Below are 20,214 nucleotides of genomic sequence, written 5' to 3' on the forward strand. Positions count from 1 at the left end.
GTGACCGTAAATAAAAGGGCAGTTGGGCGCCCCGGCTGATGCATCGTCACATTGTGGCGGGGCGGGTCACGCGCTCCAGCTCCAGCAGTACGGACCGGTAGGCGCGGCCCGTCGCGCGTTCCATCCCCACCTCGCACATCCGGTTCGCGGAGAGATGGACGTCGTACTCGCGCGCCCCGACCTCCGCCCCCTCCCGCGCCGTGGCCGACTCCGTCAGCTCCTTGTGCAGCATCCCGCGGTCGCCGGCGAACGCGCAGCAGCGTACGTCGTCCGGCACGACGACTTCCTCGGCGCACGCCTGCGCGACGGTGCGCAGTTGCTCCTCGTCGCCCAAGTGCCGCATGGAGCATGTGGGGTGCAGGACGGCGGATTCCGCCCTGCGCAGCACCGACAGACGCGGCAGCAGCTCGTCGGCGGCCCAGACGACCGAGTCGACGACGGTCAGCTCCGCGTGCAGCTCCCGGTTGGCATCGGTGAGGTACGGCGCCACCTCGTGCGCGATGCCCAGCGTGCAGGACGACGCGTCGACGACCAGCGGCAATGTGCCGCCGGCCGTCCAGCCCCAGGCGGCCTCGACGATGCGGTTCGCCATGACCGTGGTGCCCGCCTCGTAGCCCTTCGAGTGCCAGATCGTCGCGCAGCACGTGCCGACCACATCACCGGGGATCCACACCGGCCGTCCGGCGCGCTGCGACACGGCGACCACGGCTTGCGGGAGCGAGGGCCCCCAATAGCCCTCCGGCTCGCCGAAGATGCGGTTCACGCAGGCCGGGTAGTAGACGGCGTGCGCGCCCGTACGCACGGTGTGGGGGAGGGGGCTGGCGGCGGCGCCGGGGAGCTGCGGCAGCCACTGCGGCACCAGGTCGGGGCGTACGGCCTTGCGGGCCAGACCCGTGACCGCCTGGAGGAGCCGGTCGCCGGCACGGTCCGCGGCTGCCACCGCGAGGCGCGCGGACACCTCGACGGCCCCGAAGTGCTGGGCGGTCAGCGCCGCGATCCGTTCCTCGCACGGCGAATGCCTGCGGTGCCTGAAGTCCTTCATCAGCGCGCCGGTGTCGATACCGACGGGGCAGGCGAGCTTACACGTCGAGTCCCCGGCGCAGGTGTCCACCGCGTCGTATCCGTACGCGTCGAGCAGCCGGTCCTGGACCGGCGAACCTGCCGGCTGGCGCGTCATCTCCCTGCGCAGCACGATGCGCTGGCGTGGAGTGGTCGTCAGATCGGCGCTGGGGCAGGTCGGTTCGCAGAAGCCGCACTCGATGCACGGGTCGGCGATCAGCTCGACCCTGGGGATGGTCTTGAGGCCGCGCAGATGCGCCTTCGGGTCGCGGTCCAGGACGATGCGCGGGGCGAGCACTCCGTCGGGGTCGATGACCTGCTTCGTACGCCACATCAGTTCCGTCGCCTTCGCTCCCCACTCCAGCTCCAGGAACGGCGCGATGTTGCGGCCGGTGGCGTGCTCGGCCTTGAGCGAGCCGTCGAAGCGCTCGACGGTGAGCCGGCAGAAGTCGTCCATGAAGGCGGCGTACCGCGCGACGTCCGTGGGGTCGGCGGCGTCGAAGGCCAGCAGGAAGTGCAGATTGCCGTGCGCGGCGTGGCCCGCGACGGCCGCGTCGAATCCGTGCCGGCTCTGGAGCCGCAGGAGGGCCTCGCAGGCCTCGGCGAGCCGCGACGGCGGTACGGCGAAGTCCTCCGTGATCAGAGTTGTACCGGCGGGGCGGGCGCCGCCGACCGCCGTGACGAACGCCTTTCGGGCCCTCCAGTACCCGGCGATCGTCTTCGCGTCCCGGGTGAACTCATTGGTCACCGAGGCGACCGGCACGACGAGTTCGAGCCCGCTCAGCACCTCGGCCGCGGCCCGTTCGTACGTCGCGAGACGCGCCTCGTCGGGCGCCCGGAACTCCACCAGCAGCGCCGTCGTCTCCCTGGGCAGCCGCGCCCAGTCCGCCGGTACGCCGTCGACGCTCACCGAGGCGCGCAGGGTGTTGCCGTCCATCAGCTCGACGGCGATTGCCCCCGCGTCGTTGAAGCGGGGGACGGCGGCGGCCGCGGCGGACAGCGTGGGGAAGAAGAGCAGCGCGGTGGAGAGTTCGCGGTCCAGCGGCAGCGTGTCGAAGACGACCTCGGAGATGAAACCGAAGGTGCCCTCGGAGCCGACCATCAGGCCCCGCAGGATCTCCACGGGCGTCACGCCGTCGAGGAAGGCGTCGAGCCGGTAGCCGTTGGTGTTCTTGATCTCGTACTTGGCGCGGATACGGGCGGTGAGCTCCGCGTCCGCCTCGATCTCCGCCTTGATCGCCATGAGCCCCGCGCACAAGCCGGGCTCGGCGTGCGCCAGTTCCTCGTCGGCTGCCGGGTGCGCGGTGTCGACGACCGTGCCGGTCGGCAGCACGAAGGTGAGGGAGGCGACGGTGCGGTAGGAGTTGCGGGCGGTGCCCGCCGTCATGCCGGACGCGTTGTTCGCCACGACGCCGCCGATCGTGCAGGCGATGGCGCTCGCCGGGTCGGGGCCGAGGACGCGGCCATGGCGTGCGAGGGAGGCGTTGGCCCGTACGACCGTGGTACCCGGGCGGATCCGGGCGCGGACGCCACCGTCCAGGACCTCGATGCCTGCCCAGTGGCGGCGTACGTCGACGAGGATGTCCTCGCCCTGGGCCTGGCCGTTGAGCGAGGTGCCCGCCGCCCGGAAGACGACCTCGCGGCCCCTGCCATGGGCGTACGACAGCACCGCCGAGATGTCGTCGATGTCCTCGGCGACCACGACGACCTGGGGGACGAAGCGGTACGGGCTGGCGTCGGACGCGTACCGCACGAGGTCGGAGACCTTCCACAGCACCTTGTCCGCGCCGAGGAGTGCGGTCAGCTCGCCGCGCAGCGGCTCGGGTGTGCCGCCGGCCATGGTGTCCGGCACTCGGTCGGGCGCGGGGCCGTGCGGGGCGGCGGGGCGCAGGGATCCGGGGTCGGGCTCCAGCAGCGGCATCCAGGTCAGTCCCCTCGACTCAGCAGCGGCGCTCCGGCATTCCGTCGACCAGAGCGGACAGCAGGCCGCCGAGCACCTCGCGCTGATCGGCGTCCAATGGAGCCAGGATGTCCTCCGCGGCGTCGCGGCGCGCGGTGCGCAGGGCGCGGAGCGTGGCGCGGCCGATGTCGGTGAGCTCGATCCTGATCACCCGTCGGTTGGTGGGATCGGGCACGCGGCGCACCCGGCCGCTCGCCTCCAGGCCGTCGACGAGAGTGGTCACGGCGCGGGGGACCACATCGAGACGCTTGGCGAGATCGGCCATCCTCGGCGGCGGCTCGTGGTGCACGTCGTAGTGCGAAACGGTGCGCAGCAGGCGTGACTGCGCGGGCGTGATGCCGATCGGCTCCATCTGCTCGCGCTGGATCCGGTGAAGCCGGCGCGTCAGCCGGAGCAGCTGCTCGGCCAGCAGGCCGTCGGCGTCTGAGGTGCTCATACCGGGAACAATATCAGGACCTTATTCATTGTGAGTATAGGTAACAATCGGCTAGGCTCTGAAAATCCGTAACCTCACCCTCTCGAAGGAGCCCATGCATCCCGATCGGCCCACGTGGACACCACCGGCCCGCGATCCGGCCCAGCCGGAGGAGCCCGCGCAGGTGCGCCGCATCCTCCGGCTCTTCCGCCCCTACCGGGGCCGACTGGCCGTCGTCGGCCTGCTCGTCGCCGCCTCGTCGCTCGTGGCCGTCGCCTCCCCGTTCATGCTCCGGGAGATCCTCGACACCGCCATCCCGCAGGGGCGTACGGGACTGCTGAGCCTGCTCGCCCTCGGCATGATCCTGACCGCCGTGGTGACGAGCGTCTTCGGCGTGCTCCAGACCCTGATCTCCACGACGGTCGGCCAGCGCGTCATGCACGACCTGCGCACCGCCGTCTACGCCCAGCTCCAGCGCATGCCGCTCGCCTTCTTCACCCGGACCCGCACCGGCGAGGTGCAGTCCCGTATCGCCAACGACATCGGCGGCATGCAGGCGACGGTGACCTCCACCGCGACCTCGCTCGTCTCGAATCTCACCTCGGTCGTGGCCACGGTTGTCGCCATGCTGGCCCTCGACTGGCGGCTGACCGTCGTCTCCCTCCTGCTGCTGCCGGTCTTCGTGTGGATCAGCCGCCGGGTCGGCCGCGAGCGCAAGAAGATCACCACGCAGCGGCAGAAACAGATGGCCTCCATGGCCGCCACCGTCACGGAGTCGCTGTCGGTCAGCGGCATCCTGCTCGGCCGCACGATGGGCCGCGCCGACTCCCTCACCAAGTCCTTCGCCGACGAGTCCGAGCGCCTCGTGGACCTCGAAGTGCGCTCCAACATGGCGGGCCGCTGGCGGATGTCCACCATCGGCATCGTCATGGCCGCCATGCCCGCCGTCATCTACTGGGCGGCCGGCCTGACCATGCAGACCGGCGGGCCGGCGGTCTCGCTCGGCACGCTCGTCGCCTTCGTCTCGCTCCAGCAGGGCCTCTTCCGGCCGGCCGTGAGCCTGCTGTCGACCGGTGTGCAGATGCAGACCTCGCTCGCGCTCTTCCAGCGGATCTTCGAGTACCTCGACCTGTCGGTGGACATCACCGAGCCCGAGAAGCCGGTCCGGCTGGAGAAGATCTGCGGCGAAGTGCGCTTCGAGGACGTGCATTTCACGTACGACGAGAAGAACGGCCCCACGCTCACCGGGATCGACGTCACGGTCCCGGCGGGCGCCAGCCTGGCGGTCGTCGGACCGACCGGCTCCGGCAAGAGCACCCTCAGCTATCTGGTGCCCCGGCTGTACGACGTGACGGACGGCGGCGTCACTCTCGACGGCGTCGACGTGCGCGACCTGGACTTCGACACGCTGGCCCGCGCCGTCGGCGTGGTCTCCCAGGAGACGTACCTCTTCCACGCCTCCGTCGCCGAGAACCTGCGCTTCGCCAAGCCGGACGCGACCGACGAGGAACTGCGCGCGGCCGCCGAGGCGGCGCAGATCCACGACCACATCGCCTCACTGCCCGACGGGTACGACACGCTGGTCGGCGAACGGGGATACCGCTTCTCCGGCGGCGAGAAGCAGCGCCTGGCGATCGCCAGGACCATCCTGCGCGACCCGCCCGTGCTCATCCTCGACGAGGCGACGAGCGCGCTCGACACCCGTACGGAGCACGCCGTGCAACAGGCCATCGACGCGCTGTCGGCGGGCCGTACGACCATCACCATCGCGCACCGGCTCTCCACGGTCAGGGACGCCGACCAGATCGTCGTCCTCGACGGCGGCAAGACCGTCGAGCGCGGCACGCACGAGGAACTGCTCGCACGGGACGGCCGGTACGCCGCCCTCGTGCGCAGGGACGCCAGGCTCTCGCCCGCGGTCACCTGAGGAAGGCGCCGGCGAGAAGGTCGGTGATGAGGTTCAAAGCGTCCTGCGCCACAAGGCGGTCGAGCAGCGGAACGCCGTACGGCCATGCGTTCGGGCGAACGGCTGCTCCCGTGTTCGGGTGTTCGCGTCGACCGGGACCGACCGATTGCCGTTCTCGGCATCCCAGGAACGGCGAGTGAGGCGAGTTAGCGTGCCCGCATGGAGAACGAGTCCGCACAGAAACGGCCCGCGAACAGCCCCCGCCTGACGCGCCGCGCCCGACTGCTGCTGGTCGCGGGTATGGCCGCGACAGTGGCGACCGCCGCGGTCCTGGTGCCTCTGCTGCTGCTGAGGGAGGAGAAGCGCGAGCCGCGGAGCCTGCTGATTCCGGAGGGATGGCGGTCGTCCCAGGTGTACGCCGCCGTCGACAAGGCGCTCGGAGTCACGCCCAGAACCACCGAGAAGGCGGCGGGCGCGGCGAACCTGAACCTGCCGCGCGCGGCCAAGGGAAACCCGGAGGGATTCTTCTTCCCCGCCACTTATCCCATCGACGAGAGGACGACGCCGGCGAGCCTGATCTCGTACATGGTCAACACGGCCGGTAAGAACTTCGGCGCCACTCCCGCCGCCTACCGGAACGTCGTCATCGCCAGCATCGTGCAGGCCGAGGCCGACACCGCCGAGGACATGGGGAAGGTCGCACGCGTGATCGACAACCGGCTGGCGCGGCGCATGCCGCTCCAGATGGACTCGACGATCAACTACGCGCTGAAGCGCTCGACCCTCGACACCAGCCACGCGGACACGACGATTGACACCCCGTACAACACGTACCAGCGCGCCGGCCTGCCGCCGACCCCGATCGGTAACCCTGGCCGACAGGCGATGGACGCGACGCTCGACCCGCCGCCGGGGGACTGGCTGTACTTCGTCACCGTCGCGCCCGGGGACACCCGCTTCACCGACAGCTATGCCGAACAGCGGAAGAACGTGGCGGAGTTCAACGCGAACCGCAAGGGCGCGAGCAAGAACGGCGGCTGACCCCTTCAGCCACGCCCTCTTCAGTCACCGCCCCCTTCAGCCACCGCCCCTCCAGCCGCCGCCCCCTCCGGTTACCGCCCCCTTCAGCCGCCGACCGCGACCGGCTCGCTCTCCGTCCGCCGCTCCCGTTCCAGCAGCCGCATGATCCCGCGTACGGCCGCCCGCCCCGCCCGGTTGGCCCCGATGGTGCTGGCCGAGGGCCCGTAGCCCACCAGGTGGATCCGCTCGTCGTGGGTCGCCCGCGTGCCCTCCACGCGAATGCCGCCACCCGGCTCGCGCAGCTTGAGCGGCGCCAGGTGGTCGATCGCGGCACGGAATCCGGTGGCCCACAGGATGACGTCCGCGTCGACCGTGCGTCCGTCGGCCCAGGCCACCCCGTTCGGCGTAATCCTGTCGAACATCGGCAGCCGGTCCAGCACGCCCTCCGCGCGGGCCCGCGCGACCGCCTCCGTAACGGGCAGTCCGGTCACGGCTGATTGACAAATATGCGGTACCCTGGTGACCAGAGGTCAGGCACTGTGCCTGGCCTCTCAGTTGAGGGGTGGGGAGCGCGGTGACCGGTACCCGACGTGTCTTGTTGGCAGAGCGGATCTCTGATGCCAAGGGAGAGCGTTCTGAGTCCATTGAGGGCCAGGACGAGAAGCTAAGGACCAGGGCCTCACAAGAGGCAGACGTCACGATCGTAGGCACTGCCGTGGACATGTCGGTGCAGGGGGACGTGGACATGCCTGACAGGCCGAGCCTTGGTCAGTGGCTCACGCCTGAAGGGCTGGAGAAGTGGGACGAAATTTGGGTCACCACTCAGGACCGCCTCAGTCGTAGTGACGTTCACTTTATGGCCTTTGTGTTCAAGGTTATTGAGTGGTCCAAGAAAGTGACCGTGCTGGATGACCCTCAGTTCAATGAGCAGATGCACAGCAGCGAGGGACGGCTCATCCTTCACGCCAAGGCCCTAGGACCGGCCAAGGAGTTGGAGCGCATCAAGATCCGGGTCCAGGATTCGCACGACCGACGGCGCTTCACCAGTCGTTGGCACGGTGGCTTCCCTCCCTTCGGGTACCGGCCTGTCAACAAGTACGTGGACGGAAAGACAGCTGCTTACTTGGAGCTGGATGAAGAGATGGCGAGCGTCCTTCATGAAATGCGGAGGCAGATCATTGAAGGTCAGTCCTTCCTTGGCGTGGCTAAGTACCTGAACAAAGAAGGGATCCTCACATCTAGGGACAGGTCCCGTGTCCGTAAGGGGAAGCCAGTTAAGAGCAAAGGTGGTCAGGGGATACCCGAGCAGTGGTGTGAGACAACTGTTAGGCGAATCCTCACCGATGAGTCAACGCAGGGACTGAAGAAGCATAAGCGAGAAGTTGTCTATGGTATGGACGGTACCCCCGTCCGGTTGGCAGAGCCCATCTTCACGCCGGACGAGTGGGAGTCTCTGCAAGCGGCTGTTGCTAGAAGAGTGAAGACCACAGTGCGCCGGGTGAATGGGACCAACCCCATGTATGGCGTGGCGTTTTGTGCTGCGTGCGGCGCAAAGGCCGTACACAAGGTCTTTACGCGCGGCGAGACGACCTACCGGTACTACAAGTGCGGAGCCTTTCCAAAAGAAGTGCGTTGCCTGGGAACTACCATGCGAGCCGAGGAGGTGGAGGAGTGGATAGAGCTTCACTTCCTCCAGAAGTTCGGGTGGCAGAGGGTGACAAAGAGGGTTTGGATGCCGGGCTCTGACACTTCCAAAGAAATGTCAGAGATCACTCAGCGCATGGCTCGTCTGCGGAAGCAGGATGAAGAAGGTGACTGGGATGATGACCAGGACGGTTATCGTCACCGCATGAACACCTACAAGGCCCGGAAGAAGGTACTGGAATCTCTACCCGTCAAAAAGGCTGGTTGGGTGGAAGAGGACCAAGGCATGACCTTCCTTGAGCTCTGGCCGACCCTTGACCTGGATGGAAAGCGGAAGCAGCTCATTGACTCGGGGTACAAAGTGATGGTTGGTAGGAAGACGTTCGACTTTGAGCCCAAGCCTGATACTGCCGAGGAGAAGGAAGCCAGGGTGAAGGCTGCGACTACAACGCAGTAGGCAAAGGTGGGACGCAGAGATAGGGCCCTGGGTAATCGCTCAGGGCCTTTCTCATGTCACTCTTCGCTCTCACTTCTCCATGGCGCTGTCTCGCCTGTCTTCTGTTCCCAACGGCAGTCCTGGCAATTGCCTGCCCTGCCACCCTTCCTACGGGGATCCTTTCGGAACATCGAGAATGGCAACACCCTCTTACACCTTGGGCATTGGCGCGTCTCGACTTCTGATGACACTGGACTGTCTCCACACATGAAGAAGGGGCCGACCGGGATAACCCAGCCGACCCCCAGTGCAGATACTGCGCTTACTCCTCCGGATAAGGCCAGAGAAGGCACAGAACGTCGCACAGCGTCTCGGCAGTCAGGACATTCATGTCCGTCCATCCTGCGTCGTTCGCTGCCTTACGCAGCGTGCCAGGGGAATAGCCAAGCCCACGTTCGGCTGTCTCGAACGTGAACGTTGGAACTAACTGAGCTTCAGGGGTGCCGGTCAACGCGCTTCCCCCTCCCTTCATCGGTCGGGTACCGGGCCAGCCTAGTGCGACAGGCTCAGGCCGGAGAAGACCTAGGGGGAACAACGACAGACCATGCGAGTCGAGTTCCCATGGGCCCTGGATGGCCGCACAGGGCGTAGAAGGCCCTGCGCGGCTCCTGAGGCTCTAGCGGGTGCAGATCGCCGGGTTTGCCTGCCCTCCATCGAACGGGCCTCAGGGAGGCGTACAGAGCTTCCGATGGATCCCGTGCCGACTGAACCCCTGCCGGAGCATGGGCCTGAACAACTCTCGACCTTGGCGGGTGTGATCCGGATCTCTCTTCACGCCTTGGCTGTCCTCAAGACGCCAAAAGGACAGGTACCTACATAGTGAATACTATTTACAAGTAAGAACAGACTTACTAAGTAACAGATATTACCTCTAACTTCTATCAATCTAGCCTTTGGGGTTGCCTCTTCTCTTGGGGTTAGATCTGTCGAACCTTGGTGCTCCTCCATCAAGGTTCATTAGTCCTCAGTCGAGGCTGCGAAACCCTGACTCTCCGCCGTTGGCGGAGTCCCCTAACCAGGGAAGGTCAGGGTTATTTTTTTGCCCTCAGTCAATCCTCTTGGAGACATCATGGATAAGAGCATTGTTAGCAAGATATACAGCGGCCCTGAGTTCCGGTATCGACGGAAGGTTGTTCTCAAGATGAGCGCCGAGGAACTTGCTTCAAAGCTCGGCGTACATCCACACAGCATTAACCGCTACGAGAATGGCAACCGGATGCCTACGGCCTACGAAGTGGTTCTGATGGCTCACCACCTAGGGATCCCGTTCCTAGATATTACCGAGAAGGTATCCGATGATTCCTTGGCGTTCTTGGTGCTGCTCAATCTGGAAAGGCTCCGGTACGCCAAGGACGGTGAGGAGCCTATTTGCACCTGGCCTGATCTGGCTGAGGCGAAGCGATAAGAAAGTGCCCGAAAGGGCGGCCTGCTCAATATCATCTAGGAGATTCTATATGCCTCGTACTTTCCATACCCCTGTCCCTTCCGGTTTCAAGTTCTCTGCCGCGACGCAGAAGTTGGTGAAGAAGCGGGATGATCTTTACCATCAACTCTCTGAATACAAGGCACGTAATGCCGACTGCCAGCCACGCCGCAGCGGCTCTGTTTACCACCACGACAACCCGTCCTATGTGGTGCCTGCTGTGAATGCGGCAAAGCGCGAACTGGCAGAGCTAGAAGTGCAGGCCATTGCGGCAGGTAAGCCGCTGCCTGATAAGGATGCCCACATGGCCCCTGTGATGGCCAGGGTTGCTGAGTACGAGCGTATGACCCCTGCGCTTCGAGGAGCTTATGAGAAGGCATCTGAGGACGTGGAGAAGGCCATTTGGAAGGACATGCCTTCTCTTGCCTCTCAGGCCATGAAGGAGAGCGACAAGGCGCAGAAAGAATACCAGGAAGCCATTGGGAAGGCAGAGGCCGCACGGGACAAGATGAGTGGCAGCATCGACCGATTCCTGTGGGCCGTTTCTGGCACTGCCATTAAGGCGCCGATGGGCCCTGGCTGGGGTGGGGACCTCGAAGAGGATGCGACTGTCTGGGAGATGGACGGGAACGACCGAATCACTTATGAGTGTGCCAAGGCTCTTGGTCTCATCACCACGTACTCAGGAGACCTTGTTGAGCTGCGAGAGTTTATTGCAGAGGACGACACGGAAGAGGTTGCGACGCCATTTCATTCGGGCAGTCGGAGTCTTGGTGGTGCTGCCTACTCTGCGAACATCGACGGTTTCATCTAAGAGATTGACATAGTGGGGACACCTCTCGGGGTGTCCCCCTCTTTGTCGTTTCCAGAAAAACTGAAACCCGTACACGATGGAAGGAAGGCGCCCCTGCGGTCCTCGTCGCAGCATTTTCTTCGTATTATCCCCTGGGGTGCCAGGCCTATCCCCAGTGAGAGTCATTGGGAGTGTCCCGGAATTTGGTGCCTGAAGCAGACACGCTCCCTGCGCAGGGGTCAGTGAGGGGGCAGGAGAACAGTCCTGGGAGAAGGCGGTGCGTTGCCTGCCCCGGTGAGCAGGCCCAGGGCCACGGGCAGGGTGTAGGGAGCGCTGGTGCCACTCCTCTAGCCGAGGGGGTTCCAGCGTGGCTGGCTGACGGCGGTCTGAGGCTGTCTTCGCGACTGGGGCAGACGTCCCGGTCAGTAGCTACGGATAGCGATAAGCCCAGTCACGGGCAGGTGTTGTCAAAGTCTGGTAACTCGTAGGCCCGTCACCGACACGACGCTCTGCGGCGGCAGCCCGCGCCGTACCCGCTCGTCGACGAGCGCGACGGCGGCCCGCCCCTGGTCCTCGCCGAACGGGCCGTCGCGGAAGACCGGCGGCCGTCGCGTCACCCACGTCGTCCGCGCCCCGGCGCCGGCGATCTCCATCAGGTGCTGTACGCCCGACGTCCCGCCGCCCACGACGACCACCCGCTGTCCGGCGAATTCCCCCGGTCCCGGGTAGTTCGCGGTGTGCAGCTGCCGTCCGCGGAATGTCTCCTGGCCGGGGTAGCGGGGCCAGAAGGGCCGGTCCCAGGTGCCCGAGGCGTTGATCAGGGCGCGCGCCGACCAGACGCCCTCCGAGGTCTCGACGAGCAGCCGCCCGCCTTCTCCCTCACGTACGGCCGACACGTCCACGGGCCGGTGCACCCGCAGGCCGAAGGTGCGCTCGTATGTCGCGAAGTACTCCCCGATCACCTCGGAGGAGGGCCGGCTGTCGTCGGCGCCCGTCAGTTCCATGCCCGGAAGCGCATGCATCCCATGGACTTTGCCGTACGTCAGCGAGGGCCACCGGAACTGCCACGCGCCGCCCGGGTGGGGGGAGTGGTCCAGTGCGACGAAGTCGCGGCCGGGCTCCAGGCCCGCGCGCCGCAGGTGGTAGGCGCTGGAAAGACCGGCCTGCCCGGCACCGATCACCACGACGTCCACTTCCCGCACCCCAATATTGTTCATGTTTCTACTAACAGGGCGGTGGGGCCGGATCTTCCCGCCCCACGTAATCCCCTGCGATGTGGGTACGGTGCCGGAATGACCCCCGTCGAATACGTGTACCGAGTGGACGCACCCGCAGGAAGCGCCGGCTGGCATCCCCTGGGCCCCCGCTACCGGGGCACCATCACCACCGCCACCCAGCCGGAGGACGCCGAATTCGTGGCGGCGGTGGTGGTGCGTGACCTTGCGACGGAGTGGGACCACGAGGGTTCGGGCGTCCACCACGTACGCATCTGCGTATGGCGCGACGCAGAGGGTGTGGGCCCCGAGGACGCCGAGTGCACGGTAGAGGTCCAGCCCGACCTGGACACTCTGCCGGGCGCGTAGACCCCCACCCCCCGGGCGGGCTCGTGAGACATCATGGAGGCATGTCCGACGTGTTCACCACCCGCATCCTGAACGTCACCACCGGCTCGGACGAGACCGTGGCCGATCTGACCCAGGAGTGTGAGCGCTTCCTCGAGCAGGCGGCGCGCGGCAGGGACGGCCTGCTCAACGTCTTCGTCCCGCACGCGACGGCCGGTATCGCGATCCTTGAAACGGGCGCGGGCAGCGACTCCGACCTCCTCGCCGCGCTGCATCACCTGCTCCCCGCCGACGACCGCTGGCAACACCGCCACGGCACCCCGGGCCACGGCCGCGATCACGTACTCCCGGCCCTGGTGCCACCGCACGCGACGCTGCCGGTGATTGGCGGCCGGCTGGAGCTGGGCACCTGGCAGTCCGTCTGCCTGGTCGACACCAACAAGGACAACCCGGACCGCCAAGTCCGCCTGAGCTTCCTGGGCTGATCAAGATCGCCCACGAGGACAACGACCGTGAGCCGCTGATCCCGCTGGCCTTGCGCACCATTGAGCGCCTGGTGGCCATCGATGTCGCGCGGGGTGCGACGGCCGCGATGCCCGCCGTGCGCGACGCTGTGCGGCGCATACCGGAGTTGGGGGCCGACCCCGGGAGTATGCGCGGTCAGGACGGCGACCTGCTCGCGGCACTCGCCGAGCTGTGCGAAGTGATGGGGTGGATACTTTTCGACGCGGGCTTCTACCGTCAGGCACACCGCATGAACGCAAGGGCGCTGGCCCTGGCGGAACTCGGCGGCGACCGCTGGACGACACGGCTCGTGCTGCTGAACCACAGCATGCTCGGGGCCCATACCGGACGCCCGCGGGCCGCCCTGGCGACCGCCTCCCGCGTGAGCGGGCCGCGGACTCTGCCCGCCCGGGTGAGCAGCCTCGTCCTGGTGCGTCAGGCGCACGCGCTCGCCATGCTGGGCAGCCGCAAAGAGCCCATGGACCTGATCTCCCGCGCCCAGAGCCGGTTCCTGGACGGCGTCTCGCGCCACGACCCGCCCTGGGCCTGGTGGATCGACCAGACCGAGCTGACGGGTCACCAGGGATGGGTCCTGGCCAGACTGCGCCGGTGGCGCCGGGCCATACCCCTCCTGCACCGGGCAGCCACAGCTCCTGGTCCTTCCTACCGGCACCTGTTCGCCGCGGAGCTACTCTCCGCCCTTGCGGGGGCCGGTGCCTGGAGAGAGGCGGAGGACCTCATCACGGATGTCGCTCCCCGCGCCGCCGGCATCGGTTCCGTACGGACGACGGAGAGACTCCACAGGACGGCGACCCGCCTGCGCGGGTGCGCCGACGCTCCGGCGCCGCTGCGTGACGCGGCTGTCTTCCTGCTGGAGTCCCTGCCCGCTCGGCAGTCCGCAGGAGGAGTCAGGGATGCAGGGTCGCGTCGCCCGTGACGCGGATGCCGGTGCGCCGGCCCGGGCGTACGGACACGGGTCCGGCGACCCGTATGCCGACCGGGTCCCCCAGGCCGTCGACTGCGACCGTGACCATGGCGTCGTGACCGTAGAAGGCCACATCGGTCACGGTGCCCCGGACTTCCGATTCCTCATCGTTTTCGGTCAGTTGAAGTTGCTCGGGGCGCAGCAGGACGGTGCCGTCGCGCCGGCCCCCGGCGGGCGCGGCGAGCGACAGGCGGCCCAGCGCGGTCGCGGCCGTGTTCTCGTCAGCGGCGGCCGGGAGCAGTACGGCGTCGCCGACGAAGCGGGCCACCCAGGTGTCTGCGGGGCGGCGGTAGACCTCCTGCGGCGTGTCGCACTGAGCGACCCGGCCGTCCCGTACGACCGCGACGAGGTCCGCCGTGGAGAGGGCTTCCTGCTGGTCGTGGGTGACCAGGACACCGGTGGCTCCGGTGGCGCGCAGGGCCGCTCGTACATCCGCCCGGACCCCTGCGCGCAGGGCGCTGTCGAGGGCGTTGAACGGCTCGTCCAGCAGGACCAGGGCGGGCTCCGGTGCCAGGGCGCGGGCGAGCGCGATGCGTTGCTGCTGGCCGCCGGACAGTTCGTGCGGCATACGGTCGCCGTATCCGGCGAGGCCGACGAGTTCGAGCATCTCTTCCGTACGGCCGCGACGCTCGGCGCGGTCGAGGCCGGTCAGGCCGAAGGCGACGTTGCGGGCGACGCTCAAGTGCGGGAAGAGCGCGCCCTCCTGGGGCACGATGCCGACCCGGCGGTTCTCGGGAGGGAGATGGACCCCGGGGGAGGTCAGGGTGCGGCCGCCGACCGTGACGGTGCCCGCGTCGGCCCGCAGGAAGCCGGCGATGACGCGGAGCAAGGTGGTCTTGCCGCAGCCGGACGGGCCGAGCACGGCGGCCAGAGCGCCGCCGGGGACGTGCAGGTCGAGTCCGTCGAGGACCGTCGAGCCCGGGCCGTAGGCCTTGGACACTCCGGTGATCCGCAGATCGTTCATGTGCGGTGCCTCCCAAGGAGGTAGGAGGGGATGGCGGCGAGCAGGATCAGCGCCGCGGCGTACGGCGCGGCGGCGGCGAACGATCCGGTCCCCGTCTCGGTCCACAGACGGGTGGCGAGAGTGTCCATGCCGGTGGGGCGCAGGAGGAGGGTCGCCGGCAGTTCTTTCATGCATACGACGAAGGTGAGAGCCGCTCCCGCCGCGACACCTGGCGCGGCCAGCGGCACCGTGATCTCGCGCAGCACGCGAAGGGGACTGCGGCCGAGCGAGCGCGCGACGTCCTCCAGTACGGGCGGCGACTGAAGCACGGCGGCTCGCGTGGCGGCGACGGCGACCGGGAGGAAGAGCACGGCGTACGCGCAGACCAGCAGCGGGTAGGCCTGGTAGAGCGGTTCGGCGTAACGGACCGCGAAGAAGACCAGTGAGAGGGCCACCGTGATGCCCGGGAGCGCGTGGCCCGCGTAGGCGGACTGCTCCAGCAGGTGTGCGGCGCGTCCCCGGTGGCGGGCGGCGATCACGCCCACGGGGAGGGCGAGCAGGGTGGTGAGCGCGGCGCCCGCGGCGGCGACGCCGAGGGTCGTGCCGGCGGTGTCGAGCAGCCGCGCCGGGTCCCAGGTCGCGGAGTTACCGACGGCGAGCCAGTAGCCGAGCGTGGCCAGCGGAGTGACGACGGCGACGGCCGTGACCGCCCCGCACCAGGCCACCGCGGGTGTCCGCCACCGGCCGAGGGCGGCCGGAACGGCCGGACGCGCGGCGCCGGTTCCCGTCCTGGCGTGGCCCGCCCGGCCGCGCGTACGTGCCTCGGCGGCTACCAGCGCGATGGTCATCACCACCAGGACGACACTGAGCGCTGCGGCCGGAGTACGGTCGAAACTCGCCCGGTACGAGGTGTAGATGCCGCGCGTGAAGGTGTCGTACCGCATCAGGGACACGGCGCCGAAGTCGGAGAGTACGTACAGCGCGACCAGCACCGCGCCCCCGGCCGCCGCCGGCCGCACCTGCGGCAGCGTCACGCGCAGGAAGGTCCGCAGCGGCCCGATGCCGAGCGAGCGGGAGACCTCCTCCTGCGCCGGATCCGCGCCGCGCAGCGAAGCCGTGACGGGCAGGTAGACGTACGGGAAGCTCACCAGGGTCAGCGCGAGTGCCGACCCGGTGAAGCCCGCCAGCTCCGGGAAGGCGGACAGCCACGCGAACGCCGCGACGTAACTGGGCACCGCCAGCGGCAACGTCACCAATACCGACCAGACGCGGGCACCGGGCAGAGCGGTCCGTACGGTCAGCCAGGCCAGCGAAATGCCCAGCAGCAGACAGGCCGCGACCACGACAGCGGCCAGCCCAAGGCTCCGGCCGAGCAGTTCGGCCGTGCGCTCGTTCGCGACGACCTGCCAGGCGAAGGCGGGACCGCGCTCCAGGGAGCGGACCGCGAGATAGCCGAGCGGCAGCAGCGCGAACACCGCTGCCACGACGGCGGGAACGATCAGGACGGCGGGCGGGCGGCGCTCGGCGCCGGGCCGCCCCGCCGGCGTGGCCGGGCGGGGCGGAAGGGCGGCCGGTCCCGCCGGTACGACGGGATCCGGAGCAGTCATGACGGCTCAGACCATCCCGACGTCCTGAAGCATCTTCAGGGTCTCCTGAAGTGACTCCAGCTGGCCGAGGTCGATCTTGGGGGCGTCGAGGGAGTCCAGCGGCGGCAGGTCCTTGACCGTGCTGGTCACGCCGGCGGCCAGCGGGTATTCCTTGGTGTCCTCGGCGAAGTACGTCTGCGCCTTCTTGGAGAGCAGGAAGTCCACGGCCTTCTGCGCGGCCGCGGTCTGGTCGCTGCTCTTGAGGATGCCGACGCCGGCCGCGTTCACGAGCGAGCCCGGGTCGCCGCCGGGCAGGAAGTGGATCTTCGCGCCGACCTTGTCCTCGCCCTTCTCGGCTACCTGCTCGTACCAGTAGTAGTGGTTGACCAGGCCCAGCGCGACCTCGCCCTCGCCGACCGCCTCCAGCACCTTGAGGTTGTTCTCGTACACCTTCGGCTCGTTGGCCTTGAGGCCCTTGAGCCAGGTGCGAGTGGCGTCGTCGCCCTCCAGGACGCGCATGCCGGTGACGAACGCCTGGAAGGAGGCGTTGGTCGGTACGTATCCGACCTTGCCCTTCCACTCCGGCTTGGTCAGCTCGTGCACGCTGTCCGGCACCTTGGTGACCTGGCCGGGGTTGTACGCGAGGACGCGGACGCGTCCCGAGGTGCCGATCCAGTCGCCCGCGCTGCCGCGGAACGAGGGCTCCACGCGGTCCAGCGTCGACTGGGGGAGCTTCTTCAGCAGGCCCTTCGTGGAGAGGGCCCCGAGGGCTCCGGCGTCCTGGGAGAAGAACAGTCCGGCCTTGGTCTTGTCGCCCTCTTCCTGGATCTGGGCGGCCATTTCGGCGCTGTCGCCGTAGCGGACGGCGACCGTCGTGCCGATGGCCTTCTCCAGATCGTCCAGGAGCGGCTTGACCAGATTCTCGTTGCGGCCGGAGTAGATCACGAGGCCGGCGTCGTCCTCGGCGTTGCCGCAGCCCGCGACGGTGGCAAGGAGGGCCGCTGCCGCGCAGAACGCGGTCAGACGTCGGATCAGTGGGCGTCGCATGCGAAGCCTTTCTGCATGGCTGAAATCCGCCGCGCGGCGCGTCGTCGGGGCCCTATAGATAAGGCAAACCTAACCTAAACGTCAAGAGTGACGTACGCAACGTTTTGGCAGCGTCGAGCGAGCGGCGGAGCCGACCTTACCTGTTCTTTATCTGTGCACCGGGAGTGGATCAGTTGTGACTTTTCTGTGACTATGCCCTGAGGTAAGCCTTCCCTAAGATGCGGTTGTGATAGCCCCTTCCGGCCTGCTCCCAGGCGCCCAGACCGTCCCGTTCGCCCGCGGCCTCGCGGCCCACGGCGACCGCACGGCCGTCATCACCGCCGACGGCCCGGTGTCCTACCGCGAGCTCGCCGCGCGGGTCGACGCGACCGCCCGCAGCCTCGGCCGGGAGCGGCGCCTGGTCCTGCTCGTCGCCGCCAACACCGTCGACGCCCTCGTCGTACACCTGGCGGCGCTGGCGGCGGGACACCCCGTCCTGCTGGTGCCGGGCGACCACCCCGAGGCCGTACGGTCACTGATCGAGGCGTACGACCCGGACGTCGTGGCGCACCCGGACGGCGGCGAGTGGGTGCTCGACGAGCGGCGTGACGTCTCCGCGCACACCCTGCACCCGGACCTCGCGCTGCTGCTGAGCACCTCCGGCTCGACCGGATCGCCGAAGCTCGTCCGGCTCTCGCACGAGAACCTGCAGGCCAACGCGGAGTCCATAGCCGAGTACCTGGACATCCGGGACGCCGACCGCGCCGCGACGACCCTGCCGATGCACTACTGCTACGGCCTCTCCGTCATCCACAGCCACCTCCTGCGCGGCGCCGCGGTGATCCTCACCAGCCGGTCCGTCACCGACGCCTGCTTCTGGGAGCTGTTCCGCACCGCCCGCGGGTCGAGCCTCGCCGGCGTCCCGTACACCTTCGACCTGCTCGACCGCGTCGGCTTCGCCACGATGGACCTCCCGCACCTGCGCTACATCACCCAGGCGGGCGGCCGGCTGGCGCCCGAGCGGGTCGCGCGGTACGCCGCTCTGGGCCGCGCCGCCGGCTGGGACCTGTTCGTGATGTACGGCCAGACCGAGGCGACGGCCCGTATGGCCTACCTGCCGCCGGACCTCGCCGAAACCCGCCCCGAGGCAGCCGGAATCGCGATCCCCGGAGGGTCCTTCCGGCTCCAGCCGCTGCCGGACTGGCCCGGCGAATCCACCGGCGAGCTGGTGTACGCCGGACCCAACGTCATGCTCGGTTACGCCGAAAGCCCGGAAGACCTCGGACTGGGTCGTACGGTCGACGAACTGCACACCGGGGACATCGCCCGGCGTACGCCCGACGGCCTGTACGAACTGGTCGGCCGGCGCAGCGGGTTCGCCAAGATCCTCGGCCTGCGGATCGACCCCCAGCAGGTCGAGGTCATGCTCGAAAGGCACGGCGTCACCTCCTGCTGCACCGCTGACGACGACGCCTTGGTCGTGGCCGTCGCCGGCGATCCGGACGCGCTCGACCCCGCCCGGGTACGGCGACTGGTGAGCGCCGAATGCGGCCTGCCGGCGCGAGCCGTACGCGTCCGTGTCCTTCCCCAACTGCCCAGGCTCGCCACCGGAAAGCCCGACTACCGGGCGATACGCGAGCTGACCCGGCCGCCCGCGTCCGACGGGCCTGCCGGCGAGGCGGTGTCCGTGCCGGACGCTGTCGACCTGTGCCGGCTGTACGCACAGATCCTCGACCGGGACGACGTCACCGAGGGCAGCAGCTTCGTCAGCCTCGGCGGCGATTCCCTTTCGTACGTCGAGATGTCACTCAACCTCGAAGGGCTGCTGGGGCGTCTGCCCGACAACTGGCACACGCTCCCCATCCGCGACCTTCAGCAGTTGTCGGGGCAGCGGCCGGCCCAGCGGCGCCGCAGCACGCGCCGCCGCTCCCTGGAGACCGGCGTCGCCCTGCGCGCCGTAGCCATCGTGCTCATCGTCGGCTCGCACATCCACCTCTTCAACATCAAGGGCGGCGCGCATGTGCTGCTCGGCGTGGCGGGATACAACTTCGCCCGCTTCCAGCTCAGTTCCGCCGGACGTCGCGAGCGCCTGCGGAACATGGGCCGGAGTGTCGCGCGCATAGCCGCGCCGAGTATGGCCTGGCTCGCGCTGATGCTGCTCGTCACCGGCGACTACGGCTTCACCAGCGTCCTGCTGCTGACCAGCCTCCTCGGACCCAACGACGGCTTCTGGTTCATCGAGGTCCTCCTCTACATGCTGGTCGCCGCGGCGGCGCTGCTGGCCGTGCCCCTGATGGACCGCACCGAGCGGCGCTTCCCGTTCGCCCTCCCCGCCGGTCTGACGGCCGTGGGGCTGATCGGCCGCTACGACCTCTTCGGCCTCGACGCCCGGGGGCACGTTCCGCTGGCGGTCACGGTCTTCTGGCTCTTCGCCCTGGGCTGGACCGCCGCGAGAGCGACCACGGTGGGGCAGCGACTGCTGGTGAACGCCGCGGCCCTGGCGACCGTGCCGGGCTTCTTCAGCGGGCAGCCGTCCCGGGAGGTGGTCGTCATGGCCGGCCTGACGCTGCTGATCTGGGTACGGAACGTACCGAGCCTGGCCTCCGTCAACCGCGTCGCGGGCCTCCTCGCCGGCAGTTCCCTCTACATTTACGTGACGCACTGGCAGGTCTTCCCGCGCCTGGAGGACCAGTTCGCGGTGGTGGCGACGATCGCCTCGCTCCTTGTCGGCATCGCCTACGCCGCACTGGCCACCCGGGTGATGCGGTGGCGGCCCTCCCTGCGCCCATGGCGTACGGCTCCGGCCGGCGCCGGGCACGAAAGCGGGGCGAACCCCGTCCGCTGAACGGGTGCAGGGGCCGGGGGCGGGCCGCCCGGCCATGGGGTCCGCCG

General features: G+C 68.2%; 14 protein-coding genes and 2 pseudogenes. 9 read left to right on the top strand and 7 right to left on the bottom strand.

Translation table 11 applies throughout. The features are described 5' to 3' along the window. Positions 1-46 precede the first annotated feature (46 nt). Positions 47-2,980 carry an FAD-binding and (Fe-S)-binding domain-containing protein gene (locus tag J7E89_RS32060; RefSeq protein WP_214978440.1) on the bottom strand — a complete coding sequence of 978 codons (2,934 nt, stop codon included), beginning with the start codon at positions 2,978-2,980 and terminating at the stop codon, positions 47-49. Between the two features lie 19 nt (positions 2,981-2,999). Further along, on the bottom strand, positions 3,000-3,455 hold the full coding sequence (locus tag J7E89_RS32065; protein WP_214978442.1) for a MarR family winged helix-turn-helix transcriptional regulator: 456 nt from the start codon (positions 3,453-3,455) through the stop codon (positions 3,000-3,002). A gap of 94 nt (positions 3,456-3,549) precedes the next feature. On the opposite strand from J7E89_RS32065, the gene J7E89_RS32070 reads away from it, so the two are divergent. After that, positions 3,550-5,361: an ABC transporter ATP-binding protein gene (locus J7E89_RS32070; protein WP_214978444.1), complete on the top strand. Its 1,812-nt coding sequence runs from the start codon at positions 3,550-3,552 to the stop codon at positions 5,359-5,361. 198 nt (positions 5,362-5,559) lie between these two features. Beyond that, positions 5,560-6,381, top strand: coding sequence for an endolytic transglycosylase MltG (mltG, locus tag J7E89_RS32075; protein ID WP_214978446.1), 822 nt, complete (start codon positions 5,560-5,562; stop codon positions 6,379-6,381). A gap of 83 nt (positions 6,382-6,464) precedes the next feature. Here mltG and J7E89_RS32080 read toward each other — a convergent pair. Continuing rightward, positions 6,465-6,854: pseudogene (locus J7E89_RS32080) on the bottom strand (pyridine nucleotide-disulfide oxidoreductase); the annotation flags it as partial. 80 nt (positions 6,855-6,934) lie between these two features. Here J7E89_RS32080 and J7E89_RS32085 point away from each other — a divergent pair. The 3 genes from J7E89_RS32085 to J7E89_RS32095 all read left to right on the top strand — a co-directional run bounded on the left by J7E89_RS32085 (position 6,935) and on the right by J7E89_RS32095 (position 10,737). Beyond that, positions 6,935-8,461: a recombinase family protein gene (locus J7E89_RS32085; protein ID WP_214978448.1), complete on the top strand. Its 1,527-nt coding sequence runs from the start codon at positions 6,935-6,937 to the stop codon at positions 8,459-8,461. A 1,108-nt stretch (positions 8,462-9,569) separates the two neighbouring features. Beyond that, complete coding sequence (locus J7E89_RS32090) at positions 9,570-9,905, top strand: helix-turn-helix transcriptional regulator (RefSeq protein ID WP_214978450.1); 336 nt, start codon at positions 9,570-9,572, stop codon at positions 9,903-9,905. Between the two features lie 49 nt (positions 9,906-9,954). Next, positions 9,955-10,737 carry a hypothetical protein gene (locus J7E89_RS32095; protein ID WP_214978451.1) on the top strand — a complete coding sequence of 261 codons (783 nt, stop codon included), beginning with the start codon at positions 9,955-9,957 and terminating at the stop codon, positions 10,735-10,737. A gap of 464 nt (positions 10,738-11,201) precedes the next feature. Here the strand turns inward: J7E89_RS32095 and J7E89_RS32100 are convergent. Next, positions 11,202-11,933 (bottom strand): annotated as a pseudogene (locus tag J7E89_RS32100) (NAD(P)-binding domain-containing protein); the annotation flags it as partial. A gap of 75 nt (positions 11,934-12,008) precedes the next feature. Here J7E89_RS32100 and J7E89_RS32105 point away from each other — a divergent pair. From J7E89_RS32105 to J7E89_RS32115, 3 genes are read left to right on the top strand one after another with little or no spacing between them, the layout of a single operon-like run. After that, positions 12,009-12,299, top strand: a complete 291-nt coding sequence (locus J7E89_RS32105) for a hypothetical protein (RefSeq protein WP_214978453.1) — start codon at positions 12,009-12,011, stop codon at positions 12,297-12,299. A gap of 41 nt (positions 12,300-12,340) precedes the next feature. Further along, on the top strand, positions 12,341-12,763 hold the full coding sequence (locus tag J7E89_RS32110; protein ID WP_214978455.1) for a secondary thiamine-phosphate synthase enzyme YjbQ: 423 nt from the start codon (positions 12,341-12,343) through the stop codon (positions 12,761-12,763). Between the two features lie 50 nt (positions 12,764-12,813). After that, entirely contained in the window at positions 12,814-13,719 is a 906-nt protein-coding gene (locus J7E89_RS32115; protein WP_251061375.1) for a DNA-binding protein, read from the top strand. Here the strand turns inward: J7E89_RS32115 and J7E89_RS32120 are convergent. Genes J7E89_RS32120 through J7E89_RS32130 form a run of 3 tightly spaced genes read right to left on the bottom strand, consistent with a single transcriptional unit; the run spans position 13,691 to position 17,343 of the window. Beyond that, the gene (locus tag J7E89_RS32120; protein WP_214978457.1) at positions 13,691-14,731 is read right to left on the bottom strand and encodes an ABC transporter ATP-binding protein; all 1,041 of its coding nucleotides are present in this window, start codon (positions 14,729-14,731) and stop codon (positions 13,691-13,693) included. The genes J7E89_RS32115 and J7E89_RS32120 overlap by 29 nt on opposite strands. Then, positions 14,728-16,317 carry an iron ABC transporter permease gene (locus J7E89_RS32125; RefSeq protein ID WP_214978459.1) on the bottom strand — a complete coding sequence of 530 codons (1,590 nt, stop codon included), beginning with the start codon at positions 16,315-16,317 and terminating at the stop codon, positions 14,728-14,730. The genes J7E89_RS32120 and J7E89_RS32125 overlap by 4 nt, the downstream gene beginning before the upstream one ends. Positions 16,318-16,323: 6 nt before the next feature. Beyond that, a complete protein-coding gene (locus tag J7E89_RS32130; RefSeq protein ID WP_214978461.1) occupies positions 16,324-17,343 on the bottom strand; it encodes an iron ABC transporter substrate-binding protein in 1,020 nt (339 codons plus the stop codon). Positions 17,344-17,569: 226 nt separating this feature from the next. On the opposite strand from J7E89_RS32130, the gene J7E89_RS32135 reads away from it, so the two are divergent. Continuing rightward, a complete protein-coding gene (locus J7E89_RS32135; protein WP_214978463.1) occupies positions 17,570-20,167 on the top strand; it encodes an AMP-binding protein in 2,598 nt (865 codons plus the stop codon). The last annotated feature ends 47 nt before the right edge of the window (positions 20,168-20,214 follow it).

This window comes from Streptomyces sp. ISL-100 (genome assembly GCF_018614615.1).
Taxonomy (GTDB): domain Bacteria; phylum Actinomycetota; class Actinomycetes; order Streptomycetales; family Streptomycetaceae; genus Streptomyces.